A 25,175-nucleotide genomic window follows, 5' to 3' on the forward strand; every position below is an offset into this window, starting at 1 on the left:
GCCGCAACGGCGCCATCATCGGCGGCGCGGTGGGCGGCGCTTCCGGCGCGGCCATCGGCCACGACTACGGCAAGCCGGCGGCATCGGAACGCCGCGACGACGACGGCCGCCGCTATCGCAAGCATCGTCACCACCGCCATCACCGCGACAAGGGCTATTTCTGCCCGCCGGGCCAGGCCAAGAAAGGCCGTTGCTGAGCCGCCGCGGCTGTCCAGCCGGCCATTGGCATTAAACCTATCGCAGTATTCAGCATGAACCGGGCTTGATCTATATTGATGGGTGTTGGTTTCCATTGTCATGGAAAATCAAGAGAAACAGTTGATAGAGATCGGAGCCCGCCATGCTGTCCAGGCTATCCCTCGCCAGCAAGCTGCTATTGCTGCTGCTGCCTTTTTCCGCCGCCCTGATCGGCCTCGCCTCGGTGCTGGCCGTTGATCGCTTCCAGACCCTGTCTGAGTTGCAACGCTCGGATCGCCTGATCCAGGTGGCGGCGCGTTCCAGCCAGTTGATCCATGATTTGCAGACCGAGCGCGGCCTGAGCAACGGCTTTCTCAGCGGCCACGCCGCCAGCCTGCCGCCGCCCTTGCAACAGGCGCGCGCGGTCAGCGACAAGGACCTGGCCGCCTTCCGCGACGAGGCGGCCAATCATGCCGCCAGCAGCCTGGCCGGCGATCTGTCCGCCCTGAGCGGACAGTTGGACGGCCTGGCGCCATTGCGCGCCGACGTGGAGAAACGCGCGACGCCGGCGGCCGAGGCTTTTACCGCCTATTCCGGCCGCATCGACGCCTTGATCGGCCTGATCGCCAAGCTGGCACAGGCCAATAGCGACGGCGATCTGCTGCGCAGCACCGCGGCCTTGCTGAGCCTGCAATGCGAGAAGGAGTTCGCCGGCCGCGAGCGCGGCTACGTCAACGGCGTGCTCAGCAGCGGCGCCTTCGACCAGAAAAGCTTCGGCCAGGCCGCGGGCCTGAACGCCAAGCAAGCCGCCTGCGCCGGCCAGCTGCGGCTGATGGCGGATGACGCCCTGCGCGGCCGCGTCGACGCGATGGAAGGCGGCGAGGAGGCCAGGGTGGTGCAGGCGCTGCGCGAGAAGCTATTGAGCCAGCCGCTGGGCCAGCCGGCCGGCGTGACGCCGGAGCAATGGTTCCAGGCGGCGAGCAAGCGCATCGGCGCCTTGAAGACGCTGCAGGATCAATTGCTGGACGATCTGGCGCGCCAGGTCGCCGCCAAGGTGTCCCAGGCGCGCACCGATCTATGGGTGACGCTGGGCGGCTCCGCGCTGGTGATCCTGTTGTTGGGCGGCCTGGGCTTCGCCATCTACCGCGGCATCCATGGACCGGTGCGGCGGCTGGAACTGCTGATGACCTCGATGAGCCGGGATTTTGATCTGCGTCCGCGCGCCGGCATCCAGGGGCAGGACGAGATCGCGCGCATGGGCAAGGCCTTCGATCACCTGGTGGAAGCCTTCGCCAAGACGCTGAATCAGGTCAATGGCAATGCGCATTCCCTGGTGGACGCGGCCAATGCGATGCTGGGCATCTCTCACCGCGCGGCCAAGGCATCGGAGGCGCAAAGCCAGTCGGCGGCCGGCATCGCCGCCGCGGTGGAGGAGATGAGCGCGGGCATAGAGTCGGTCAGCGCCAATACCCGGCTGTCGTTGAACGTGGCGCAGCAGATGCAGAGCAGTGTCAGCGATGGCCGCGAACGCATGCGTAGCACCACCCAGGCGATGAACCAGACCTCATCGGTGCTGGGTGACGCCGGCGGCCGGATCGAGGCCCTGCAGCAGAAGTCCGAGGATATCCGCTCCATCATCACCGCCATCCGCGAAATCGCCGACCAGACCAATCTCTTGGCCTTGAACGCGGCGATCGAGGCCGCGCGCGCCGGGGAGATGGGCCGCGGCTTCGCGGTGGTGGCCGACGAGGTGCGCAAGCTGGCCGAACGCACCGGCAAGGAGACGCTGGACATCACGTCCTTGATCGAAGACATCCGCGGCGAGACTCAGACCGCCGCCCATCATATGCAGGAGGCACGGCAGCGCATGGAGTCCGGCCTGGAACTGGTGGGCCAGACCGTGCACGATCTGGATGAAATCCACGACGAGGCCAGCGAGGCGGCCGCCAAGAGCCAGGGCACCGCGGCGGCGATGGCGCAGCAGACCGCGGCCAGCGGCGAGGTGGCCAACAATATCAGCGTGATCGCTTCCTTGGCCGAGGAAAACTCCGGCCTGGTGCAGGAGGTGGCGGACTTGTCCGACCGGCTCAACGCCTCCGCCGGTCAGTTGGTGGAGTTGGTGGATAAGTTCAAGCACGTCTAATAGCCGCGCTGGCCCACCCTGGTGAGCGCGGCTCCACCCGGCCCCCAGGCTTCAATTCAGCCGACTGGCCCCTAGTTACAAGTGACTAGGGGCCAGCGTGCTTTGGTTGGACTGCGAATTGTTGGTCTAGCTAGTAAAATGGAATCTGGAAATATCTCAGATTGGCGGCGACAGCCGGGCCACTTGGTTGCGACTAAGCGGTATCATTGGCTGCCATGGAGGAACTCATGCTTACCGACCGCTTCGGGCGCTCCATCGAATATCTGCGTCTGTCCGTGACCGACCGCTGCGACCTGCGTTGCAATTACTGCCTGCCCAAAGGCTTCAAAGGCTTCGAAGAACCGGCCAACTGGCTGACTTTCGACGAAATCGAACGCGTGGTGGCGGCTTTCGCGCGCCTGGGTACGCGGCGTTTGCGGCTGACCGGCGGCGAACCGCTGCTGCGCCGCAATCTGCCGGAACTGGCGGCGCGCCTGTCCGCGCTGCCCGGCCTCAACGATCTGTCGCTGACCAGCAACGCCACCCAGCTGGCGCGCCACGCCCAGGCGCTGCGCGCCGCCGGGGTCAGCCGCGTCAATGTCAGCCTGGACTCCTTGCGCCGCGACTGCGTGCATGACATCACCGGCAGCGACAGCCTGCCGCGGGTGATGGAAGGCCTGATGGCGGCCAAGGACGCCGGCTTTTCTCCGATCAAGATCAATATGGTGGCGATGAAGGACGTCAACGACGCCGATATCGGCGCCATGGTCGCCTTCTGTATCGAGCATGGCTTCGTGCTGCGGCTGATCGAAGCCATGCCGATGGGCGATACCGGCCGCGCCGCCAACTACCTGGACCTGCAGCCGGTGCTGCGTCAGCTGCAAACCGAGTTCAAGCTGGTGGAACAGGCGGCCACGCTGGGCGGCGGCCCGGCCCGCTACTGGAAAACCCAGGACGGCGGCTTCTCGCTGGGCCTGATTACCCCCATTTCCCAACACTTCTGCGCCACCTGCAACCGGGTGCGGCTATCGGTGGACGGCACCTTGTACATGTGTCTGGGCCAGGAAGAAAGTTTCGAACTGCGCCCGCTACTGCGCGCCGGCATTTCCGACGCCGAGCTGGAAGCGGCGATCCGCGGGGCGATAGAACTGAAACCGGAGCGTCATGAATTCAGCGAAAAGCCGCAAAAGCTGGTGCGATTCATGTCGATGACCGGTGGCTAGGGCCGCGGCGATGCGGCTGAACGTCTCGCCGGTGTTGGGCGGCCCGCTGGGCCAGCGGCTCAGCGCCAAGATCGTCGGCGTGCTGGCGGCCTTTCTGGTGGTGGCGCTGGGTTCCATCGGCGCCACGCTGTGGCTGTCCTGGCAGCAGGAAGGCGGCGCGGCGGCGATCAACGACGCCGGCAGTCTGCGCATGCGGGTTACCCGCATGGCGCTGGATCTGCAGCTCAGCGGCCAGGACGGCGCGCGTGCGGACGCGCTGCGCCGCGACATGGCCAGTTATGAGCAGATCTTGCAACGGCTGCGCCGCGGCGATCCGGCGCGCCCGTTGCTGGTGCCGCGCGAGGCCGACATCCAGCAGGCGCTGACCCAGGTGGAAGAGCAGTGGCGCGCGCAACTGAAACCGGTGCTGCAGGACGCGTTGACGCGGCCCGCCGACAATACCGCGGAGGCCGCCCGTTTCGCCGAGCGCGTGGCGCTCTACGTGGCGGACATCAACACCTTCGTCAGCGGCATGGAGGCCTATAACGCGCGCAATACCGATTATCTGCGCCTGCTGCAGCTCTTGCTCGCCAGCATGGCGGTGGTCGGCACCGTCGCGCTGATCTATCTGATGCTGCTGATCGTGCTGCGGCCGCTGGACAAGCTGCACCAGGGCATACGCCGGCTGGCGGCCGGCGATTACAGCGTGCGGGTGCCGGTGGAGACCGACGACGAGTTCGGCCAGGTCAGCACCGGCTTCAATCTGATGGCCGAATGCCTGTCCGAATCGCTGGCCACGCTGGAAGAGCGGGTGCGCAGCAAGACCGCCAGCCTGCAGCAGAAGAACCAGGAATTGGCGCTGCTGTACGAAATCACCTCCTTCTGCAATCAGTCCCAGCCGCTGGAAGCCTTGTGCAAGGGCTTCCTCGCCCGGGTGATGCGCGCCTTCGACGCCGATGGCGGCGCGGTGCGCTTGACCGATCACGGCCAGGGACTGGTATTCGTGGTGGCCGACGACGGCCTGCCGGAAGCGCTGCTGCGCGAGGAACATTGCCTGAAGGTGGGCGACTGCCTGTGCGGCGAAGCCGCCGCCATGGCCGAGAGCCGGGTGGAGAATATGGGTGGCCGCGCGGACAAGCAATGCAGCCGCGAAGGCTTCCGCGTGGTCAGCGCCTTTCCGGTGGCGACGCAGAACCGCACCTTGGGCATTTTCAATCTGCACTTCCGCCAGGCGCGCATCCTGCCGCCGCAGCAGGTGCGGCAGCTGGAGATGCTGGGCCAGCATCTGGCGGTGGCGATCGAGAACCTGCGGCTGGCGGCCAAGGAGCGCGAACTGGCGGTGCTGGAGGAGCGCAACCTGGTGGCGCAGGGCCTGCACGACAGCATCGCCCAGGGCTTGTCCTTCCTGAATCTGCAAACCCAGATCATGCGCCAGGCGCTGGACAGCGGCGATCCTGGCCTGGTGGACGACACCCTGGCCTTGTTCGAGGCCGGCGTCCAGGAAAGCTACGACGATGTGCGCGAGCTGCTCAACAACTTCCGCTCCAAGCTGTCGGAAAGCCTGGGCCAGGCGGTGAGCAGCCTGCTGGACAAATTCCGCAAGCAGACCAAGCTGCGGGTGGAACTGCGCTCCACCGGCGCCGGCGCGCCATTGCGGCCGGAGCAGCAGTTGCAGATCCTGTTCATCCTGCAAGAAGCGCTGTCCAATGTGCGCAAGCACGCCGAGGCCAGCCAGGTCACGGTCAGCCTCAGCGACGACGGCGAGGTGTTCGTGCTCAGCGTGCTGGACAACGGCGTCGGTTTCGACCTGGACACGGTGCGCAACAAGGGCGACGGCCATTTCGGCCTGTCCATCATGCAGGAGCGCGCGCAACGCGCCGGCCTGCAGCTGGATATCGAATCCACGCCGGACGCCGGCACCATGGTCAGCCTGTTGCTGCCGCGCGCGCGGCGCCTGGCGGCCTGAGAACCTGTTCAAAGTCCGCTGCGTTTCGTGAGGCGTGGCATGGTGAGTAGCGCTGCGAGATGCTCATTACCCCTTGCCGCATTCCGCTTGCCCGGCGGCTCGGCCTGGTCGCGCGCCAGCTCGCCGGACTTGGAACAAGCCCAGAGAAACTGGCGCGCGGTGAGGACAACTCTCATACTGTCCATATCTGAATTTAAAAACCTCTGGACTTGAAGATGTCTGAACAGAGCATACGCATTCTGCTGGTGGACGATCACACCTTGTTCCGCAGCGGAATCAAGGCCTTATTGGCGCGCCAGGCCGGCTTCGACGTGGTCGGCGAGGCGGCGGACGGCGCCGAGGGCGTCAAGCTGGCCAAGCAGTTGGACCCGGACGTGGTGTTGCTGGACCTGAACATGCCGGGCATTTCCGGCGTGGAAGCGCTGACGCTGATGCTGCAGGACCAGGCCAAGCGGGCGGTGGTGATGCTGACCGTGTCCGAGGAGGCCGACGATCTGACCGCGGCCTTGAAGGCTGGCGCGCGCGGCTATCTATTGAAAAACATCGACGCCGACTTCCTGACCCAGGCGGTGGCGCGCGCCGCCGCCGGCGAATCGGTGATGAGCGATTCGATGACCGCCAAGCTGATGGCTCAGTTCCGTCACGGCGCGGCGGCGCCGGTGGAACCGGCGGAACAGGAGCTGGACCGGCTGACCCCGCGCGAGCGTGAAATCCTCGGCTTCCTGGCCCAGGGCAAGAGCAATAAGGAAATCGCGCGCAGCCTGGATCTGGCGGAAAGCACGGTCAAGATCCATGTGCAGAACATCCTGAAGAAGCTCAGCCTCAGCAGCCGGGTGCAGGCGGCGGTGTTCGCGGTGGAGAACGGGGTGGGGCGCAGCGCGTGAGCGGCTGCGCGCGGCCCTGGCTCCCTGGAGCATGAACAGCTTCTGAGAACCTGTTTACGATCTGCTGCGCTGCGTGGAGCCTTACACGATGAGTACGTCTTCAAAATGCTCATGTACCGAATGTACATTCCGCTTTTTCAGCCGTTTTCGCCTTGTCTCGCTCTTGTTCGCGAGACTTTGAACAGGCGCTAAGCGGCGATCCGCTCAGCCCTCCACCAGCCGATAGCCAACTCCGGTCTCGGTGAGGATGTGGCGCGGCATCGCCGGATTGTCTTCCAGCTTCTGCCGCAAATGCCCCATATAGACGCGCAGATACTGATTGTGCTCGGAGAACGACGGTCCCCACACCGCCAGCAGCAGCTCGCGGTGGGTGATCACCTTGCCGGCGTTGCGGATCAAGGTGGACAGCAGCCGGTATTCTATCGGCGTCAGGTGCACCGCCGTCTCCGCCTTGGTCACCTGGCGGTTGACCAGGTCCACCTTGATGTCGCCGAACTGGAACAGCTGCTGCGCGGCGGCGCTGCCGTGGGTGCGGCGGCGCAGCAGCACGCGGACGCGCGCCAGGCATTCGGCCACGCCGAAGGGCTTGGTCAGATAGTCGTCGGCGCCGGCGTCCAGCGCCGCCACTTTCTCGGTTTCCTGGGTGCGCGCGGACAAGACCAGGATGGGCAGGTCGGTCCATTCGCGCAGCTGCTTGATGGTGTCCTGGCCGTTCATGTCCGGCAGGCCCAGGTCCAGGATCACCAGATCCGGCTTGCGGGTGGCCACTTCGATCAGGCCTTGCTTGCCGGTTTCCGCCTCGTGGACGGTCAGGCCTTCTTCTTCCAGCGCCGCGCTCAGAAAGCGGCGTATCGGTTTTTCGTCTTCGATGACGACGATGCTGATCGGTGCGTCTTGCATGGTCATGGGTTTCTTTGGGGTTAGGGCGTTTCTTCCGTCGGCAGCGCCGGCGCGTGCCCGGCCGGCAGGCTGAAGCGGAATTCCGCGCCGTGCGGCGCGCGGTTGCGCGCACTGATGCGGCCGCCGTGGATTTCCACGATGGAGCGGCAGATCGCCAGCCCCAGGCCCACGCCGGGAGTGCTGGATTCCGCCGCGCCGCGCGAGAATTTATCGAAGGCGCGCTGTTCCATATTGGGCGGCAGGCCGGGGCCGTCATCGCTGACCGATACCAGCACCTCGGCACCTTCGCGCCAGGCCGCCAGCGTGATATGGCTGCCCGGCGGCGTGTATTTGCCGGCGTTTTCCAATAGGTTGACCAGCACCCGCTCCAGCAGCACAGCGTCGTATTCCAGCACCGGCAGATCCGGCGCCAGCTCCAGCCTCAGTTCCCGGCCGCGCAGGCCGCGCTCGGCGGCGCGCAGCGCGCTGCCCACCACCTCGTCCAGCATCTGCCATTCCTTGTTCAGCTTGACGCCGGATTGCAGCCGCGCCATGTCCAGCAGATTGGTCACCAGCTTGTTCATGCGCAGCGCCTCGTCCTGGATGGCGGCGGCGATCTCGGCGCGCTGGCCGTCGTCCATGCTGGACGAGCACAGCCGCTCGGACAGGCCGGCCATGGTGGTCAGCGGCGTGCGCAAGTCATGGGACACCACCGACAGTACGCTGTTGCGCAGCCGTTCGGATTCCATCGCCACGATGGCGTCCTGCGCCACTTCCACGTAATGCACGCGCTCCAGCGCCAGCGCGATCTGGGCGGCGCAGGTTTCCAGCAAGCGCTGCTGCTCCGGCAGGAAGGCCTGGTCGGTGACCTCGGGCAAGAGCGCGATCACGCCGCGATTGCGCATCGGCGCGCGCAGCGGCACATAGAGCGCGGGGTTGGCGGGCAGGGTATTGGTGCCTAGGCCGGCCGGCTGCTGGTGGTCGTAAACCCATTGCGCGACGCCGACGTCGGCGTAGCCGTGCTCTTCTCCGGCCAGGCGCACCTCGTCGCCGCTATTGGGCAGGAACAGGCTGACCTTGGCGCTGAACAGCGGCTCCAGCCGGCCGACGGCGGTGTCGACGATCTGGGCGGCGGTCAGCGCGCCGGCCAGTTCGCGGCCCAGATCGTACAGCGCGCGGGTGCGGCGTTCGCGATAGGTGGAGATATTGGCTTCGAAGCGCAGGCGGGCGGTGAGCTGGCTGATGATGGCGGCCACCAGCAACATCACCACGAAGGTCATCAGGTATTGAGTGTCGGACACCGCGAACGACATATGCGGCGGCACGAAGAAGAAATCGAAGGAGGCCACCGACAGCAGTGAGGCCAGCATGCCGGGGCCGCGGCCGTAGCGCACCGACACCAGCACCACCACCAGCAGGTAGATCATGATGTCGTTGGCCAGCGCCACATGGGGAATCAGCAGGCCGGCCAGCGCCGTGGTCAGCAGGCAGGCGACGAAGGCGGCGAGGTAGCCGAAGCGCGAGCGCGGGTGTTCATGGTCTTCGAACAGCAGGCTGCCGCCGGTTTTGGCATCGGCGCTGGCGGCGTCTTCCTGCTCGTGGGCCACCACGTACAGGTCGACATCGCTGGAACGGCGGCTCAGCTCGCTGGCCAGCGAGCGGCGCCACAGCCGCGACCAGCCGCCGCGCGCGGATTTGCCCAGCACCAGCTTGGAGGCGTTGCGGCTGCGGGCATAGGCCAGCAGCGTGGGCGCCAGTTCGCTGCCGCCCAGCACCGTGGTTTCCGCGCCCAGCTCCTGCGCCAGCTTCAGGCCCTTGAGCACGCGCGCGCGCTGCTCTTCGGACAGCTTGCGCTGCTGCGGCGTTTCCACGTAAACGGCGATCCAGTCCGCGTCCAGGCTGGCGGCCAGGCGTTTGGCGCTGCGGATCAGTTTATCGATGCCGGCGCTGGCGCCGACGCAGACCAGCAGCCGTTCGCGCGCGTGCCACACCGGGTTGATGGACTGATCGGCGCGGTAGGCGCGCATCTGCGCGTCGACGCGGTCGGCGGTGCGGCGCAGCGCCAGTTCGCGCAGCGCCAGCAGATTGCCCTTGCGGAAGAAGTTCTTCACCGCGCGCTCGGCCTGCTGCGGCAGATAGACCTTGCCGGCGGCCAGCCGGCCCAGCAATTCATCCGGCGGCAGGTCCACCAGCGCCACTTCGTCGGCGCGGTCGAACACGTGGTCGGGCAGGGTTTCGCGCACCACGATGCCGGTGATCTGGCCGACCACGTCGTTCAGGCTTTCCAGGTGCTGGACATTGAGCGAGGTGTAGACGTCGATGCCGGCGGCCAGCAGTTCTTCCACGTCCTGCCAACGCTTGGGATGGCGCGAGCCGGGCGCGTTGGAGTGGGCGAACTCGTCCATCAGGATCAGCTGCGGCCGGCGTTCCAGCGCCGCGTCCAGGTCGAACTCCGACAGCTCGTGGCCCTTGTAGGCGATCCGCCGCGGCGGCAGCACTTCCAGATCGGCCAGCTGTTCCTGCGTTTCCTTGCGGCCGTGGGTTTCCACCACGCCCACCAGCACCGTCGCGCCGTCCTGGCGCTTGGCGCGGGCCGCGGCCAGCATGGCGTAGGTTTTGCCGACGCCGGCGCAGGCGCCGAAGAAAATCTTCAGCCGGCCGCGCTGGGCGTCCAGTTCTTCGCGTTTCAGTTCATCCAGCAGGGCGTCCGGATCGGGACGGGAATCGGTCATATGCGAGCTTTGTTTAGAACCTGTTTACGATCTGCTGCGCGTCGGCGGGATGGATAGAAATGGGCGTTGAAACCAAGCTCAAAATGCTCATGCACCACGTGTACCTTCCGCTTTTTCGCTGGTTTTCGCCTTGTCTCGCCTTAGCTCGCGAGATCGTAAACAGGTTCCGAGGGTCTTTACGGCTCAATTCATCGGCGTCGGGGCGGAGCGAGTCCCGCTCCGTCCCGGCGCCGCGGGTCGATCAGGCCTTGGCGGCCTGATCCAGCGCCAGGTTCAATTCCAGCACATTGACGCGCGGTTCGCCAAGCAGGCCGAAGGTTTCGCCGGTCACCCGGCTTTCCACCAGCTTGCGCAGCGCGGCCGGCTCCATCTTGCGGGCGGCGGCGACGCGCTCCAACTGGTAGAAAGCCGCGGCGGCGGAAATCTCCGGGTCCAGGCCGCTGGCGGAGGCGGTGACCAGGTCCACCGGCACCGGACCGCTCTGCGCCGGGTGAGCGGCGCGGATGCGCGCCACATTGGCTTTCACCGCGTCCAGCTGCGCCGGGTTGGTGGGACCCAGATTGGAACCGCTGGACCCGCCGGCATTGTACGGCATAGTACCGGTGGCGGACGGGCGGCCCCAGAAATATTGCGGCCCGGTGAAGTTCTGACCTATCAGCCGCGAGCCGATGACCTTGCCGTCGCGTTGAAGCAGGCTGCCATTGGCCTGGAACGGGAACAGCGCCTGGGCGGCTCCGGTGGTGAGCAGCGGGTAGGCGAGGCCGGTGATCAGGCTCAGGCCGCCGAACACCACCAGCAATGGGCGTAACAGTTTCATTTGCATAGTCCTTTCAGTGCTCATGCCAGGTTCAGCGCGCCCAGCAGCATGTCGATCAGCTTGATGCCGGCGAAGGGCACCAGCAGGCCGCCCAGGCCGTAGACCAGCAGATTGCCGCGCAGCAGCTCCGCCGCGCTCTTGGCGTGGTATTTCACGCCCTTCAGCGCCAGCGGGATCAGGAACACGATGATGATGGCGTTGAAGATCACCGCCGACATGATGGCCGAGGCCGGGCTGCTCAGGCCCATCACGTTCAGCGCGTTCAGTTGCGGATAAGTGCTGGCGAAGGCGGCCGGAATGATGGCGAAGTACTTGGCCACGTCGTTGGCGATGGAGAAGGTGGTCAGTGAACCGCGCGTCATCAGCATCTGCTTGCCGATCTCGACGATCTCGATCAGCTTGGTGGGATTGGAATCCAGGTCCACCATATTGCCGGCCTCCTTGGCCGCCTGGGTGCCGGTGTTCATCGCCACCGCCACGTCGGCCTGGGCCAGCGCCGGCGCGTCGTTGGTGCCGTCGCCGGTCATCGCCACCAGCTTGCCCTCGGCCTGATGGCTGCGGATCAGCTTGAGCTTGGCTTCCGGTGTCGCCTCGGCCAGGTAGTCGTCCACGCCGGCCTCGGCGGCGATGGCGGCGGCGGTCAGCGGGTTGTCGCCGGTGATCATCACCGTCTTGATGCCCATCTGGCGCAATTCGGCGAAGCGCTCCTTGATGCCGCCCTTGACGATGTCCTTCAGCTCGATCACGCCCAAGGCGCGATTGCCTTCCGCCACCAACAGCGGGGTGGAGCCGCGGCGCGCCACTTCATCGGCGCTTTTCGCCAGCGCGTCCGGGAACTGGCCGCCCAGCTCGGCGATGTGGCGACGGATGGCGTCGATGGCGCCCTTGCGGATCTGGCGGCCGTCGTAGTCTATGCCGCTCATCCGGGTTTGCGCGGTGAAGGGAATGAACACGGCCTCATGGCTGGCCAGCTCGCGCTGGCGCAGATTGAACTGCTTCTTGGCCAGCACCACGATGCTGCGGCCTTCCGGGGTTTCGTCGGCCAGCGAGGCCAGCTGAGCGGCGTCGGCCAGCGCTTGCTCGCTGACGCCGGGCGCCGGGATGAAGGCCGAGGCCTGGCGGTTGCCCAGGGTGATGGTGCCGGTCTTGTCCAACAGCAGCACGTCCACGTCGCCGGCGGCTTCCACCGCGCGTCCGGAAGTGGCGATCACATTGGCGCCCATCATCCGGCTCATGCCGGCCACGCCGATGGCGGACAAGAGGCCGCCGATGGTGGTGGGGATCAGGCACACCAGCAAGGCCACCAGGGTGGTGATGGTGATCGGCGAGCCGGCCTTGGCCGCTTCCACGCTGAACAGCGAGAAGGGCAGCAGGGTGACGGTGACCACCAGGAACACGATGGTCAGCGCCACCAGCAGGATGGTCAGCGCGATCTCGTTCGGGGTCTTCTGGCGCTTGGCGCCTTCCACCATCGCGATCATGCGGTCGAGGAAGGTTTCGCCCGGGTTGACGGAAATCCGCACCACGATCCAGTCGGACAGCACGCGGGTGCCGCCGGTGACCGAGGAGAAGTCGCCGCCGGCCTCGCGGATCACCGGCGCGGATTCGCCGGTGATCGCGGACTCGTCCACCGAGGCCACGCCTTCAATCACCTCGCCGTCCACCGGGATCACATCGCCGGCTTCCACCAGCACATAGTCGCCCTTGCGCAGGCTGCTGCCGTCGATCACGGTCTTGCCGGCGTCGTGCTTGGGGCCGGACAGCTTCTTGGCCACCACGTTCTTCTTGGCCGAGCGCAAACTGGCCGCCTGGGCCTTGCTGCGGCCCTCGGCCAGCGCCTCGGCGAAGTTGGCGAACAGCACGGTGAACCACAGCCACAGCGCCACCGCCAGGATGAAGCCGGACGGCGCCTCGCCCTGGCCGGCCAGCGATTGCAGCCATAGCGCGCTGGTCAGGATGCTGCCGATATAGACGACGAACATCACCGGGTTGCGCCACTGGGTGCGCGGCGACAGCTTCTTGAAGGAGTCGACGATGGCCGGTTTCACCAGGCTGGGGTCCAGCATGGACTTGGCCGCGCTGCGGTGGCCCGCCTGGGCGGCCGGGATATTGGAATGATTGATATTGTTCATTTTTGCATCCTCCCGTCAGGCTCAACGGCCGCTGATCATCTGCAATTGCTCGACGACCGGGCCCAGCGCCAGCGCGGGAACATAGTTGAGCGCGCCCACCAGCAAGACCGTGCCTATCAGCAGCACCACGAACAGCGGGCCGTGAGTGGGCAGGGTGCCGCTGTTCACCGCCAGCCGTTTCTTGGCGGCCAGCGAACCGGCGATGGCCAGGATGGGCACGATCATGAAGAAGCGACCGAAGAACATGGCCACCGCGGTGGCGATGTTGTAGAACGGTGTGTTGGCGGACAGGCCGGCGAAGGCGCTGCCATTGTTGTTGGCGGCCGAGGTGAAGGCGTACAGCACCTCGCTGAAGCCGTGGGCGCCGGGGTTGAGGATGCCGGCCTTGCCGGAGGCGGCCAGCACCGCGATGGCGGTCAGCGTCAGCACCAGGATGGGGGTCACCAGAATGGTGATCGCCGTCATCTTCATCTCATAGGTTTCTATCTTCTTGCCCAGGTATTCCGGGGTGCGGCCCACCATCAGCCCGGCGATGAACACCGCCAGGATGGCGAAGATCAGCATGCCGTACAGACCGGAGCCGACGCCGCCGAACACCACCTCGCCCAATTGCATCAGGAAGGTGGGCACCAGGCCGCCTATCGGGGTCAGCGAATCGTGCATCGCATTGACCGCGCCGCAGGAAGCGGAGGTGGTCACCGCGATGAACAGCGAGGTGTCGATGATGCCGAAACGGGCTTCCTTGCCTTCCATATTGCCGCCAGCCTGCAAATGGCTGGCCTGCTGATCCACGCCCATTGCGCTCAGCTGCGGCACGCCGGCCTGCTCGGCGCCGGTTTCCACCACCACGGCGCAGGCGAACATCACCGTCATCGCGGCGATGATGGCCCAGCCCTGGCGCTGGTCGCCCACCATGCGGCCGAACATGAAGCACAGCGCGGCCGGGATCAGGAAAATGGCCAGGCTTTGCAGGAAGTTGGTCAAGGGGGTGGGGTTTTCAAACGGATGCGCGGAGTTGGCGTTGAAGAAGCCGCCGCCATTGGTGCCCAGCAGCTTGATCGCTTCTTGCGAGGCCACCGGTCCCATCGGCAGCGTCTGTTTCTGCGTGCTGGCGTCCACCATCACCGGCTTGCCGTCGACGCCATTGACCGCATTGCCCTGGGCATCGGTCTTGGCCTGCTGATAATGGGTGGTTTCCACCGTCTGCACGTCTTGATAGGCGGACAGGTTCTGGATCATGCCCTGCTGGCTGAACACCAGCGCGAACACGAAGGACAGCGGCAGCAATACATAGAGGGTGAAGCGGGTGACGTCCACCCAGAAGTTGCCGATCTTGGCCGAGCTGTGGCGGGCGAAACCGCGCACCAGCGCCAGCACCACCGCCGCGCCGGTGGCGGCGGACAGGAAGTTCTGCACCGTCAGGCCCAGCATCTGCACCAGATAGCCCATGGTGGACTCGCCGCCATAGCCTTGCCAGTTGGTGTTGGTGATGAAGGAAATGGCGGTGTTGAACGCGGAATCCGGCGCCACCGCGCCCATGCCCTGCGGGTTGAACGGCAGCCAGCCCTGCAAGCGCTGCAACAGATACAGCGCCAGCGCGCCCAGCACATTGAACAACAGCAAGGCGACGGCGTAGCCGCGCCAGCCCATGTCTTCGTCCGGCTTGACGCCGGCCAGCCGGTAAAAGCCGCGCTCCAGCGGCGCGAACAGGTGCAGGGGGCCGACATTGTCGCCCTGCATCACGCGGGCGATATAGGCGCCCAGCGGCCAGGCCAGCGCCAGCAGCACCAGCAGGAACAAGCCCAGCTGCAGGGGTGCGGCCGAGCCGATGAAATTGGCGAACATGATTAAAAATTCTCCGGCTTAAGCAGTGCGTAGATCAGATAGCCAAGCAGGCCCAGCGCGATCAAGGCGCTGAGCAGATACCAGACGCTCATTTCTTGTCTCCCAGTTGTTGGCAGCCGACGACGAAGCCGTAGCTCAGCGCGCCAAATAGCAGGAAGAGTCCCAGATAGACGACATCCATCATGAAAATCTCCATTCGAATCAGTACTGAGAAGGTACGCAAGCGCACGTCAAAAACCCGATAAAAGCCCATGTTAGGCGATAAAAATCGTATAAAAATGTTTAAAAACCTGGCATTTGTTTCACTTTTGAGCGGGTTTTGGCGAAAAAACGGATTTTTTTTTATGCGCGGGAATGGGAGCGACGCAAATGGCGCGCAGCCGGCGGCCTGCCGGCGGGGGCTGAGTTCAAGAGGCAAAACGGTGGAACGGCGGCGCGGGTGGGATACGGCGCCGCGGCTTGCGGGCGAGTCGAGCTGCGGCCTGGCTTCAGGCTGGGTCGCTAGCCGTCATGAGGCGGAAATCCGCCGGGCGGGTGTTCAGAACAGGTCGTCGCAGCGGTCGGCCAGGAACCGGGCATCGTCCCGGTCGTGCGCGCGTTGGCGCACTTTCTGTTGGCGCGACCTCTCAGCATCACTCAACTGAGGCTTGGCGACCGCATAGAGAAAACTCTCGTGCTGGTCTCTAGCCTGCTTTCTGCGAACACTCAGAGGAATACGGGAAGTCATCATCCTTGCACCTCTCGGTCACGTACTTGTGTGAGGTCGGGGCAAACCCCGACTCTTTGACATTGACGCTATTTTCGCGATTTGTAAAGTCCTGTTTGCTTGTGATCTGGAGCAAATCGGGCTTGGGCATTGCAGCGAACTCCGCCCACGCTACCGGCGCGATGTTACCGCAGCATGATGGTGGACCCCGCGAGGCAAGTCTTTGAGATAAATCATTTTTTGAATATTGTTGTTTCAAAACGGTATAAATTGTTATATGAAACTGGCGTAGCATCCTGCTATTGCAATGAGGCGGCAGGAGCGGGTTTATGGAATGGGGATATGCGATCGCGGGGCTGGCGGTGGGCTTCATCGTCGGTCTGACCGGGGTGGGCGGCGGCTCGCTGATGACGCCCATCTTGCTGTGGTTCGGCATCTCCCCGGCCACCGCGGTGGGCACCGATCTGCTGTACGCGGCGCTGACCAAGATGGGCGGCGTGGCGGTGCATCACCGCCAGGGTCATGTCGATTGGCGCGTGGCCGGCTGGCTGAGCGCCGGCAGCGTGCCGGCGGCCTTGCTGGTGCTGGCCGGCCTGTCTTATCTGCATCTGCCCGAGAAGATGCTGGACACCTTGTTCAAGCTGGTGCTGGGCGTCGCCTTGCTGCTGACCGCCGCCGCCATCCTGGGCAAGCCCTTGCTGCTGCGCTGGCTGAATCGTGGGGGCGCGGTTAGCCTGCCGTCCGAGCCGCGCATTGGCCTGACCATCGCCACCGGCGTGGCGCTGGGCGCGCTGGTGACGCTCAGTTCCATCGGCGCCGGCGCCTTGGGCACCCTGGCCTTGTTCCTGCTGTATCCGGCCTTGTCGACTTCACGGCTGGTGGGCACCGAGATCGCCCACGCGGTGCCGCTGACCCTGGTGGCCGGGTTGGGGCATGCCGGCCTGGGCAATGTCGATGTGATGCTGCTGGCCAATTTGCTGCTGGGCTCCTTGCCCGGCATCTGGCTGGGCAGCAAGCTGACGCGGCGGCTGGCGGAACGCTGGTTGCGGCCGACCCTGGCGCTGATGCTGGGGCTGATCGGGGCCAAGCTGGTGTTTTGAGCAGCGGTCTGCGCTTTGGGGCTAGGGAGGGAAAAGGGCGGCCTGGCCGCCTTTTTTCATGGATGCGCGCAAAAAAACGCCCTGATCGGAGAGGCGAGCAGGGCTGAAATGCAAACAACAAAAGGAGAAGCCATAATTTAGCCTCTCAATATTAGTATTCCGTGATTCTTTATCCCTTGATCTGAAACAAGAAAGCGGCCTTCGCCACGCCATGGGCAAAAAAAGACCGCGTCATGCGCGGTCTTTTGATGGGGATACAGGCTGGCGCGTGTTTACGATTCCGAAGCGGCGCTCACCGTGTGAGGCCTCGCGACGCGCGACAGCTCGTAAACCGACTGTTACAACTTGCCGGCCACCCAGGCCTGCACGCCGGCCAAGGCCGCCGCCAGGTTCTCCGGCTGGGTGCCGCCGGCCTGGGCCATGTCCGGACGGCCGCCGCCCTTGCCGCCCACTTGCTGGGCGACGAAGTTGACCAGTTCGCCGGCCTTGAGCTTGGCGGTGAGGTCGGCGGTGACGCCGGCCACCAGCGCCACCTTGCCATCGCCCTTGGCGGCCAGCACGATGGCGGCGGAACCCAGCTTGTCCTTCAGCTTGTCCAGGGTTTCGCGCAGCGCGGTGTTGTCGGCGCCCGGCAGTTCCACCGCCAGCACCTTGACGCCGTTGATGTCGGCGGCGCTGTCCGCCAGGCTGTCGCCGGCGGAGGCGGCCAGTTGGCCCTTGAGCTTGGCCAGCTCTTTTTCCAGGGTCTTGACGTTGTCCTGCAAGCTGCCGATCTTGGTGGCCACTTCGTCCAGCGTCTGGGCTTTCAGCGCCGCGGCCGCATCTTTCAGCAGCGCGTCCTGAGCCTGGATGTGGGCGATGGCGCCTTCGCCGGTGACGGCTTCTACGCGGCGCACGCCGGCGGCGACGCCGCTTTCCGCCACGATCTTGAACAGGCCAATATCGCCGGTGCGTTGCACATGGGTGCCGCCGCACAGTTCGGCGGAGAAGTCGCCCATGGTCAGCACGCGCACTTCATCGCCGTATTTTTCGCCGAACAGCATCATCGCGCCGGATTTCTGCGCGGCTTCCATGCTCATCACTTCGGCCTTGACCGGCAAGTTGTGGCTGATCACGCGGTTGACCACGCGCTCCAGCTCGGCGATCTGTTCTGCGCTGACCGGTTCGCCGTGGGCGAAGTCGAAGCGGGTGCGCTCCGGATTCACCAGCGAGCCCTTCTGCGCGACATGGTCGCCCAGCACGTGGCGCAGCGCCGCGTGCAAGAGGTGGGTGGCGGAGTGGTTGCGGGCGCTGGCGGCGCGCGCGTGCAGATCGATGGTGGCGGTCACGCTGTCGCCGACGGCCAGGCGGCCGCGGGCCAGCTTGCCCTTGTGGCCGAACACCGCGGCCTGGATCTTCTGGGTGTCGTTGACGTCGAACAGCGCGCCGATACCGCCTTGCAGCGAAATCTCGCCGACGTCGCCGACCTGGCCGCCGCCTTCGGCGTAGAACGGGGTGTCGTCCAGCACCACGATGCCTTCTTCGCCGGCTTCCAGCGCGGCGACGGCCTCGGTGCCCTTGAACAGCGCCAAGACCTTGGCGTCGGTGCTGGCGGATTCATAGCCGTGGAAGCAGGTGTCGGCGCCGCTGTAGCTGACCTTGCCGGTCATCTTGAAACTGGAGCCGGCGCGACCGCGCTCGCGTTGCGCTTCCATCGCGCGCTCGAAGCCTTCCAGGTCGGCGTGGATGTCGCGCTCGCGGCAGATGTCGGCGGTCAGGTCCACCGGGAAGCCGAAGGTGTCGTAGAGCTTGAAGATGGTGTCGCCGTCCAGCGCGGTCTTGCCGCCTTCCAGCGCGGAGTCCACCAGGCCCATGCCGATTTCCAGCGTCTCGGCGAACTTGATTTCCTCGGCGCGCAGCGCGTCTTCGATATGCGCCTGCTTCTCGCGCAGTTCCGGATAGGCGTCGCCCATCTCGGCCACCAGATCGGCGACGATCTTGTGGAAGAACAGGCCTTTCTGGCCCAGCTTGTAGCCGTGGCGGATGGCGCGGCGGGCGATGCGGCGCAGCACGTAGCCGCGGCCTTCATTGGACGGCAGGATGCCGTCGGCGACCATGAAGCAACAGGCGCGGATGTGGTCGGCGATCACTTTCAGCGACGGCACGTCCTGGCTGTAGGCCACGCCGGTTTCGCGCGCGGCGGCGCGCACCAGGCAGGCCAGCGCGTCGGTCTCGTAGTTGGACTTGACGTGTTGCAGCACGGTGGACAGGCGCTCCAGGCCCATGCCGGTGTCTACCGACGGCTTGGGCAGCGGATGCAGGGTGCCGGACTCATCGCGGTTGAACTGCATGAACACGTTGTTCCAGATTTCCATGAAGCGGTCGCCGTCTTCGTCCGGGCTGCCCGGAGGGCCGCCGGCCACGCTCGGACCGTGGTCGTAGAAGATCTCGGTGCAGGGGCCGCAGGGGCCGGTGTCGCCCATGGTCCAGAAATTGTCGGAGGCGTACGGCGCGCCCTTGTTGTCGCCGATGCGGATGATCTTGTCGGCCGGCAGGCCCACGCTCTTGTGCCAGATGTCGTAGGCTTCGTCGTCGGAAGCGTAGACGGTGACCAGCAGCTTGTCCTTGGGCAGGTTCAGCCATTGCTCGCCGGTCAGGAATTCCCAGGCGAAGGTGATCGCATCTTGCTTGAAGTAGTCGCCGAAGCTGAAGTTGCCCAGCATTTCGAAGAAGGTGTGGTGGCGCGCGGTGTAGCCGACGTTTTCCAGGTCGTTGTGCTTGCCGCCGGCGCGCAGACATTTCTGGCTGGTGGTGGCGCGGGTGTAATCGCGCTTTTCGAAGCCCAGGAACACGTCCTTGAACTGCACCATGCCGGCAACGGTGAACATCAGCGTGGGGTCGTTGCCGGGGATCAGGCTGCTGGAAGGCACCACCTGATGGTTTTTGCCGGCAAAGAAATCCAGGAATTTCTGGCGAATTTCAGAGGTTTTCATGTTTGATTTCGTAAGATTGCGAATTCTGGGCCGCTTTGGGCGCTCAAACCCTGGCGGCGCGGACAGCTGATTGTGTCAAGCCGCAGCGGCGCTGGCAAGGGTTTCGGCGCGGCGCTTGAGCGCCTGGTTCATCATTTCCAAACCCTGGCGGATATCGGCCAGCAGCGCCGGGCCGAGCAGCGGCAGCAGCAGGCCGCTCAAGTTGGCCGTCTGATGCAGGCGAGTGCCGCCGTTTTCCAGCGCTTCCAGCTGAAAACCGTGGCGGCAGTCCAGCAGGCCGGGCAGCAGCGCGCGCGCTTGCCAGGCCAGTTCGTCGACCGCTTGCCAGACTTCCAGTCGCGGCCGCAGCGTGAGGCGTGGCCGGCCGGGGGGATGAAGGCTGAGCACCAGGCGGGAGCCGACTTGCTGACGTCCGTGCAGGCCGACGATGAAGGGGTTCCACTCTGGATAGGCGGCCCAGTCGCCGAGCACGCGCCAGACCAGGGCCGGCGCGGCGGCGATGTCGATATGGGTGGCGATGTCGCGCGCGGTCATTTTAGTCCTCGTCCAGCGGCAGCTCGTCGTCGTCGTCGCCGGCGCCGCTGAGCACCTTGGCGATCACCGCCATCGGGAAGCCGCGCCCGGCCAGGAAGCGGATCTGGCGCGCGCGTTCCTGCGGCGTGTCCGGCAGCTGGCCGAACTTCTTCCGCCACTGCGCTTGCGCGGCGGCAAGGTCGTCGCGGCCTTGCAGCGCGTCGCGGATCAGTTCGGCGTCCACGCCGCGCTGGCGCATTTCCTGCTGCAGGCGGCGGCTGCCGTAGCGCTGGCCCTTGCTGTCGGTGAACTGCTGGGCGAAACGCTGATCGGACTGCCAGCTGTGTTCGGCCAGATCGTCCAGCAAGGCGCTCAATTGTTCCGGGCTCTCCGCAAACGGAGCGAGCCGCCGCTCCAGTTCCCGCCGCGTGTATTCGCGGCGGGACAGGAGATCGACGGCTCGTGCCCTCAGGCTTTTTTCCATTCAGGGAATCAGGCGTCGAGCGCGTCGTCGGCGAACTCTTCGTCCGGCTGGCCTTCGGTGATTTCCACTTTGATGCCCACCGCGTCGCGGATCTTGCGTTCCACTTCGGCGGCGATTTCCGGGTTGGACTTCAGCCATTCGCGGGTGTTGTCCTTGCCCTGGCCGATCTTCTGGCCGTTGTAGGCGTACCAGGCGCCGGATTTGTCGATGAAGCCATGCTTGACGCCCAGTTCGATGATTTCGCCCTGGCGGGAGATGCCCTCGCCGTACAGGATTTCGAAATCAGCCTGGCGGAACGGCGGCGACACCTTGTTCTTCACCACTTTGACGCGGGTGTCGTTGCCGATCACTTCCTCGCCCTTCTTGATGCCGCCGGTGCGGCGGATGTCCAGGCGCACGGAGGCGTAGAACTTCAGCGCGTTACCGCCGGTGGTGGTTTCCGGGTTGCCGAACATCACGCCGATCTTCATGCGGATCTGGTTGATGAAGATCACCAGGGTGTTGGTGCGCTTGATGTTGCCGGTCAGCTTGCGCAGCGCCTGGCTCATCAGGCGGGCTTGCAGGCCGACGTGGCTGTCGCCCATTTCGCCTTCGATTTCAGCCTTGGGCACCAGCGCGGCCACGGAGTCGATCACGATCAGATCGACGCCGCTGGAGCGCACCAGCATGTCGCAGATTTCCAGTGCCTGCTCGCCGGTGTCCGGCTGCGAGATCAGCAGGTCGTCGACCTTGACGCCCAGCTTTTGCGCATATTGCGGGTCCAGCGCGTTTTCCGCGTCGATGTAGGCGCAGGTGCCGCCCAATTTTTGCATCTCGGCCACCGCTTGCAGACACAAGGTGGTTTTACCGGACGACTCCGGGCCGTAGATTTCCACCACGCGGCCGCGCGGCAGGCCGCCGACGCCCAGCGCCAGGTCCAGACTCAGCGAGCCGGTGGAGACCACCTGCAGGTTTTCGTTGATCTGGTTGTCGCTCATGCGCATGATCGAACCCTTGCCAAATTGTTTTTCAATTTGGGCAAGGGCCGCGGCCAACGCTTTGCTCTTGTCTTCGGATGCCATGCTGTCTCCAGTGTGGGGGGCGCTAAACAAAATGAATGCTCGGCCAGCGGCGGCCCGCGTCCATGGCGGCGGGAAAAACCCGATGCCGGACAGGGGTTTGCGCGGCGCGGGGGCGGATCCCGCCACGCTCGCGCTTGCCGCGCCGATAGCCGAAAAGATGCCGTCGATTATCTCATAAAGCCTTGGCCAACGGCAGAGCCGCTTGCCGGCGCCACCGTCCTTCGGGACGGGCGCGTGGCGATATTGCTTGAAAAAGTTGTGATTGCGACCACTTTTACAAGTGTCCACCCTGTGTACAATGAAACCATCATGATGAACGAACGCGCGCAACACCTGCTCAAGGTCCTGATCGAACGCTATATCGTCGACGGCCAGCCGGTGGGGTCCAAAACCCTGTCCATGCTGCCCGGCATCGAGTTGTCGTCCGCGTCCATCCGCAATGTGCTGGCGGAGTTGGAAACCATGGGATTGATCGTGGCGCCGCACACCTCGGCCGGCCGGGTGCCCACCGCGCGCGGCTACCGCGTGTTCGTCGATCGCCTGCTCACCATCCGGCCGCTGGAAGAAGCGGCGCTGCACGAGCTGGAATTGAACCTGCAGCCGGACAGCCCGCAGCGCATCGCTCAGTCGGCGTCCTCGCTGCTGTCCGAATTGACCCATTTCGCCGGCGTGATCGTCACGCCGCAGCGCTCCGACATCGCCTTCCGCCAGATCGAATTCCTGCGCCTGTCCGAGCGGCGCGTGCTGATGATCTTGGTGACGCTGGACGGCGATGTGCAGAACCATCTACTGACCACCGAGCGCGACTACACCCCGTCCGAGCTGATCGAGGCCGGCAATTTCATCAACCAGCATTACGCCGGCCAGGGCCTGGCCAGCATCGCCAGCCGCGTGGCGGACGAACTGCGCCAGTTGCAGGGCGATATCGCCGAGCTGATGTCGGCGGCGATACGGCTGGGGCAAAGCTCGATGAACGCCAGCAACGCCGCGGTGGTGGTGGCGGGCGGCAACCGGCTGCTGGAGGTCAACGACCTGTCCGACGACCTGTCGCGGCTGCGTCAGCTGTTCAATGTCTTCGAACGCAAGACCGAGCTGCTGAAGCTGCTGAACCAGGGCCGGGACGCCCAGGGCGTGAACATTTTCATCGGCGAGGAGTCTGGCGTGGTAACGTTGGACGAATGCTCGGTGGTGACCGCGCCTTATCGCATCAACGGCCAGGTGGTCGGTGCGCTGGGCGTGGTCGGCCCCACCCGGATGGCCTACGAGCGGGTGATTCCCATCGTCGACATCACCGCGCGGCTGGTGTCCAGCGCCTTGTCGTTCCGGGCGTGATGCGCGCGCGGTACTTGCAACTTGAAAACAGCTATCACTTTCCTTCGCCTATGAGACTCTTGTGCAAACTGGCCCCGCTGGCGGCCTTGTTCTCCTTCCAACTGGCCCAGGCCGACGCGGCCTTCCTGGCGCGCCCGGACGTGCAGCGCTATATCGACGAGCAAGTGGCCAGCGGTCAGTTCAACCGCCCGGAACTGGAGGCGGTGTTCGCCAATGTCGAACTCAAGCCCAATATCATCAAGATACTGGACAAGCCGTCCACCTCGCGGCCCTGGTATCAATTCCGCAAATCCACGGTGGGCGAGCAGACCATAGCCGACGGCGTGGCCTTCTGGCGCGCCAACGCGGCCGCGCTGACGCGCGCGGAACAGCAATACGGCGTGGCGCCGGAGGTGATCGTCGCCATTCTGGGCGTGGAATCGCATTACGGCCGCAACACCGGCAGTTTCCGCCTGGTGGACGCGCTGTCCACCATAGGCTTCGATTATCCGCGCCGCGCCGAGTTTTTCCGCAAGGAGCTGACCGAGTTCCTGCTGCTGGCGAAGGAGGAGGGCAAGGACCCGCTGACGCTGAAGGGCTCCTACGCCGGCGCGATGGGCTGGCCGCAGTTCATGCCTTCCAGCTTCCGCAAATGGGCGGTGGATTTCGACGGCAGCGGCCATCGCGACATCTGGAGCGATTCCGACGACGTGGTCGGCAGCGTGGCCAATTACTTCCAGCGTCACGGCTGGCGCCATGGCGCCGACGTGATCCTGCCGGCCAGCGTGCAGCCGGGGCCGCAGATCGATCAACTGGTCGCCGATAAATTCAATCTGCACTACACCGTGGGCGAGCTGAAGAAAATGGGCGTGACGCCGCAGGCGCCGGTGGCCGACGACGTGCCGGCGGTGCTGGTGCCGCTGGAGACCGCGCCGGGCGTGACCGAATACTGGCTGGGGCTCAATAATTTCTTCGTGATCACCCGCTACAACCGCAGCACGCTGTACGCCAAGGCGGTGCAGGAAATCGCCGATCAGCTGCGCCTGCGCTATCTGGCCGGCCAGGCGGCGGCCCAGCCTTGAAACCACGCGCCGCCCGCCGCGGCGGCGGCGCGAAACCTGTCGCCACGCGCGGCGATTGCCATTAAAATCCGCCCCCATGAGCTATCAAGTCCTTGCCCGTAAGTGGCGTCCCAAGCGCTTTGCCGACCTAGTCGGCCAGGAGCACGTGGTGCGCGCCTTGACCAATGCCCTGAAAGAACAGCGTCTTCACCACGCCTACCTGCTGACGGGGACGCGCGGGGTGGGCAAGACCACCATCGCCCGGATTCTGGCCAAGAGCCTGAACTGCGAAACCGGCACCACCGCCGAACCCTGCGGCGAATGCTCGGCCTGTCGCCAGATCGACACCGGCCGCTTCGTCGATCTGCTGGAAATCGACGCCGCGTCCAACACCGGCATCGACAATATCCGCGAAGTGCTGGAAAACGCCCAGTACGCGCCGACATCCGGCCGCTTCAAGGTCTACATCATCGACGAAGTGCACATGCTGTCCAAGAGCGCCTTCAACGCGATGCTGAAGACGCTGGAGGAGCCGCCGGCCCACGTCAAATTCATCCTGGCCACCACCGATCCGCAGAAAGTGCCGGTCACGGTGCTGAGCCGCTGCCTGCAGTTCTCGCTGCGCAATATGACGCCGCAGCAAGTGGCCGGCCACCTGGCCCACATGCTGGACGTGGAAGGCATCGCCTACGAGGCACCGGCACTGGCCTTGCTGGGCCGCGCCGCCTCCGGTTCGATGCGCGACGCGCAGTCGCTGCTGGACCAGGCCATCGCCTATGGCCTGGGCGAGGTGAAGGAAGACGGCGTGCGCGCGATGCTGGGCGCGGTGGACCGCCGCTACCTGTACGCCTTGCTGCAGGCGCTGGCGGCTGGCGACGGCCCGCAGCTGATGGCCGAGGCCGAACAATTGGCCGAGCGCGGCATCAGCTTTGACAGCGCCCTGACCGAGCTGGCGGTGCTGCTGCAGCAACTGGCGCTGCTACAGACCGTGCCGCAGGCGATTGCGGCGGACGAGCCGGAGCGCGAAGCGCTGCAGGCGTTGGCGGACGCGATCGCGCCGCAGGACGTGCAGCTGTATTACCAGATTTCCATCCATGGCCGCAAAGACCTGGCGCTGGCGCCGGATGAGCACGCCGGTTTCAATATGACTCTGCTGCGCATGCTGGCCTTCCATCCGGTCAACGCGCAGCCGGAAGCCGCGGCGCCGCGCC

General features: G+C 65.2%; 18 protein-coding genes and 1 pseudogene. 9 read left to right on the top strand and 10 right to left on the bottom strand.

The features are described from left to right. From LQT98_RS16340 to LQT98_RS16360, 5 genes and pseudogenes are all read left to right on the top strand, one after another. Window positions 1-197: pseudogene (locus tag LQT98_RS16340) on the top strand (hypothetical protein); the annotation flags it as partial. A gap of 143 nt (window positions 198-340) precedes the next feature. Continuing rightward, window positions 341-2,320 carry a methyl-accepting chemotaxis protein gene (locus tag LQT98_RS16345; protein ID WP_231463580.1) on the top strand — a complete coding sequence of 660 codons (1,980 nt, stop codon included), beginning with the start codon at window positions 341-343 and terminating at the stop codon, window positions 2,318-2,320. Window positions 2,321-2,547: 227 nt separating this feature from the next. Then, window positions 2,548-3,522, top strand: a complete 975-nt coding sequence (moaA, locus tag LQT98_RS16350) for a GTP 3',8-cyclase MoaA (protein ID WP_048409823.1) — start codon at window positions 2,548-2,550, stop codon at window positions 3,520-3,522. A 10-nt stretch (window positions 3,523-3,532) separates the two neighbouring features. Then, window positions 3,533-5,467, top strand: a complete 1,935-nt coding sequence (locus LQT98_RS16355) for a type IV pili methyl-accepting chemotaxis transducer N-terminal domain-containing protein (protein ID WP_048409824.1) — start codon at window positions 3,533-3,535, stop codon at window positions 5,465-5,467. Window positions 5,468-5,682: 215 nt separating this feature from the next. Then, on the top strand, window positions 5,683-6,351 hold the full coding sequence (locus tag LQT98_RS16360; protein WP_231463582.1) for a response regulator: 669 nt from the start codon (window positions 5,683-5,685) through the stop codon (window positions 6,349-6,351). A 204-nt stretch (window positions 6,352-6,555) separates the two neighbouring features. On the opposite strand, the gene kdpE is transcribed toward LQT98_RS16360, so the two are convergent. From kdpE to kdpF, 6 genes are all read right to left on the bottom strand, one after another. After that, complete coding sequence (gene kdpE, locus LQT98_RS16365; protein WP_231463603.1) at window positions 6,556-7,251, bottom strand: two-component system response regulator KdpE; 696 nt, start codon at window positions 7,249-7,251, stop codon at window positions 6,556-6,558. Between the two features lie 20 nt (window positions 7,252-7,271). Then, window positions 7,272-9,962: a sensor histidine kinase gene (locus tag LQT98_RS16370; RefSeq protein ID WP_231463584.1), complete on the bottom strand. Its 2,691-nt coding sequence runs from the start codon at window positions 9,960-9,962 to the stop codon at window positions 7,272-7,274. Between the two features lie 241 nt (window positions 9,963-10,203). Then, window positions 10,204-10,779, bottom strand: coding sequence for a potassium-transporting ATPase subunit KdpC (gene kdpC, locus LQT98_RS16375; protein ID WP_231463586.1), 576 nt, complete (start codon window positions 10,777-10,779; stop codon window positions 10,204-10,206). Between the two features lie 20 nt (window positions 10,780-10,799). Continuing rightward, window positions 10,800-12,911 (bottom strand): potassium-transporting ATPase subunit KdpB, encoded by a 2,112-nt coding sequence (gene kdpB / locus LQT98_RS16380; RefSeq protein WP_331282559.1) that lies wholly within the window; start codon window positions 12,909-12,911, stop codon window positions 10,800-10,802. Window positions 12,912-12,932: 21 nt separating this feature from the next. After that, a complete protein-coding gene (kdpA, locus tag LQT98_RS16385; RefSeq protein WP_231463588.1) occupies window positions 12,933-14,756 on the bottom strand; it encodes a potassium-transporting ATPase subunit KdpA in 1,824 nt (607 codons plus the stop codon). A 2-nt stretch (window positions 14,757-14,758) separates the two neighbouring features. After that, window positions 14,759-14,848, bottom strand: coding sequence for a K(+)-transporting ATPase subunit F (kdpF, locus tag LQT98_RS16390; RefSeq protein ID WP_019103745.1), 90 nt, complete (start codon window positions 14,846-14,848; stop codon window positions 14,759-14,761). A gap of 943 nt (window positions 14,849-15,791) precedes the next feature. On the opposite strand from kdpF, the gene LQT98_RS16395 reads away from it, so the two are divergent. Beyond that, the gene (locus LQT98_RS16395; RefSeq protein WP_048409828.1) at window positions 15,792-16,562 is read left to right on the top strand and encodes a sulfite exporter TauE/SafE family protein; all 771 of its coding nucleotides are present in this window, start codon (window positions 15,792-15,794) and stop codon (window positions 16,560-16,562) included. Between the two features lie 338 nt (window positions 16,563-16,900). On the opposite strand, the gene alaS is transcribed toward LQT98_RS16395, so the two are convergent. The 4 genes from alaS to recA all read right to left on the bottom strand — a co-directional run bounded on the left by alaS (window position 16,901) and on the right by recA (window position 21,592). Then, entirely contained in the window at window positions 16,901-19,534 is a 2,634-nt protein-coding gene (gene alaS / locus LQT98_RS16400; RefSeq protein WP_231463590.1) for an alanine--tRNA ligase, read from the bottom strand. Window positions 19,535-19,609: 75 nt separating this feature from the next. Then, window positions 19,610-20,068 carry an SRPBCC domain-containing protein gene (locus LQT98_RS16405; protein ID WP_231463592.1) on the bottom strand — a complete coding sequence of 153 codons (459 nt, stop codon included), beginning with the start codon at window positions 20,066-20,068 and terminating at the stop codon, window positions 19,610-19,612. A 1-nt stretch (window position 20,069) separates the two neighbouring features. Next, complete coding sequence (gene recX / locus LQT98_RS16410) at window positions 20,070-20,531, bottom strand: recombination regulator RecX (RefSeq protein ID WP_231463595.1); 462 nt, start codon at window positions 20,529-20,531, stop codon at window positions 20,070-20,072. Between the two features lie 8 nt (window positions 20,532-20,539). Beyond that, window positions 20,540-21,592 carry a recombinase RecA gene (recA, locus tag LQT98_RS16415; protein ID WP_043591738.1) on the bottom strand — a complete coding sequence of 351 codons (1,053 nt, stop codon included), beginning with the start codon at window positions 21,590-21,592 and terminating at the stop codon, window positions 20,540-20,542. 309 nt (window positions 21,593-21,901) lie between these two features. Between recA and hrcA the strand changes: the two genes are divergently transcribed. The 3 genes from hrcA to dnaX all read left to right on the top strand — a co-directional run. Next, window positions 21,902-22,924 carry a heat-inducible transcriptional repressor HrcA gene (hrcA, locus tag LQT98_RS16420; RefSeq protein ID WP_231463597.1) on the top strand — a complete coding sequence of 341 codons (1,023 nt, stop codon included), beginning with the start codon at window positions 21,902-21,904 and terminating at the stop codon, window positions 22,922-22,924. A gap of 50 nt (window positions 22,925-22,974) precedes the next feature. After that, the gene (gene mltB, locus LQT98_RS16425) at window positions 22,975-23,985 is read left to right on the top strand and encodes a lytic murein transglycosylase B (protein WP_231463599.1); all 1,011 of its coding nucleotides are present in this window, start codon (window positions 22,975-22,977) and stop codon (window positions 23,983-23,985) included. A 76-nt stretch (window positions 23,986-24,061) separates the two neighbouring features. Then, window positions 24,062-25,175 (top strand): DNA polymerase III subunit gamma/tau (gene dnaX / locus LQT98_RS16430; RefSeq protein ID WP_231463602.1); only part of this gene is annotated, 1,114 nt, incomplete at its 3' end.

It is taken from the genome of Chromobacterium aquaticum (assembly GCF_021129195.1).
GTDB classification, from domain to species: domain Bacteria; phylum Pseudomonadota; class Gammaproteobacteria; order Burkholderiales; family Chromobacteriaceae; genus Chromobacterium; species Chromobacterium aquaticum.

Bases quoted from the DNA above. Each gene is read 5' to 3' on its own strand.
- LQT98_RS16345 (WP_231463580.1), top strand. From the start codon at position 341: ATGCTGTCCAGGCTATCCCTCGCCAGCAAGCTGCTATTGCTGCTGCTG.
- moaA (WP_048409823.1), top strand. From the start codon at position 2,548: ATGCTTACCGACCGCTTCGGGCGCTCCATCGAATATCTGCGTCTGTCC.
- LQT98_RS16355 (WP_048409824.1), top strand. From the start codon at position 3,533: ATGCGGCTGAACGTCTCGCCGGTGTTGGGCGGCCCGCTGGGCCAGCGG.
- LQT98_RS16360 (WP_231463582.1), top strand. From the start codon at position 5,683: ATGTCTGAACAGAGCATACGCATTCTGCTGGTGGACGATCACACCTTG.
- kdpE (WP_231463603.1), bottom strand. From the start codon at position 7,251: ATGCAAGACGCACCGATCAGCATCGTCGTCATCGAAGACGAAAAACCG.
- LQT98_RS16370 (WP_231463584.1), bottom strand. From the start codon at position 9,962: ATGACCGATTCCCGTCCCGATCCGGACGCCCTGCTGGATGAACTGAAA.
- kdpC (WP_231463586.1), bottom strand. From the start codon at position 10,779: ATGAAACTGTTACGCCCATTGCTGGTGGTGTTCGGCGGCCTGAGCCTG.
- kdpB (WP_331282559.1), bottom strand. From the start codon at position 12,911: ATGAACAATATCAATCATTCCAATATCCCGGCCGCCCAGGCGGGCCAC.
- kdpA (WP_231463588.1), bottom strand. From the start codon at position 14,756: ATGTTCGCCAATTTCATCGGCTCGGCCGCACCCCTGCAGCTGGGCTTG.
- kdpF (WP_019103745.1), bottom strand. From the start codon at position 14,848: ATGAGCGTCTGGTATCTGCTCAGCGCCTTGATCGCGCTGGGCCTGCTT.
- LQT98_RS16395 (WP_048409828.1), top strand. From the start codon at position 15,792: ATGGAATGGGGATATGCGATCGCGGGGCTGGCGGTGGGCTTCATCGTC.
- alaS (WP_231463590.1), bottom strand. From the start codon at position 19,534: ATGAAAACCTCTGAAATTCGCCAGAAATTCCTGGATTTCTTTGCCGGC.
- LQT98_RS16405 (WP_231463592.1), bottom strand. From the start codon at position 20,068: ATGACCGCGCGCGACATCGCCACCCATATCGACATCGCCGCCGCGCCG.
- recX (WP_231463595.1), bottom strand. From the start codon at position 20,531: ATGGAAAAAAGCCTGAGGGCACGAGCCGTCGATCTCCTGTCCCGCCGC.
- recA (WP_043591738.1), bottom strand. From the start codon at position 21,592: ATGGCATCCGAAGACAAGAGCAAAGCGTTGGCCGCGGCCCTTGCCCAA.
- hrcA (WP_231463597.1), top strand. From the start codon at position 21,902: ATGATGAACGAACGCGCGCAACACCTGCTCAAGGTCCTGATCGAACGC.
- mltB (WP_231463599.1), top strand. From the start codon at position 22,975: ATGAGACTCTTGTGCAAACTGGCCCCGCTGGCGGCCTTGTTCTCCTTC.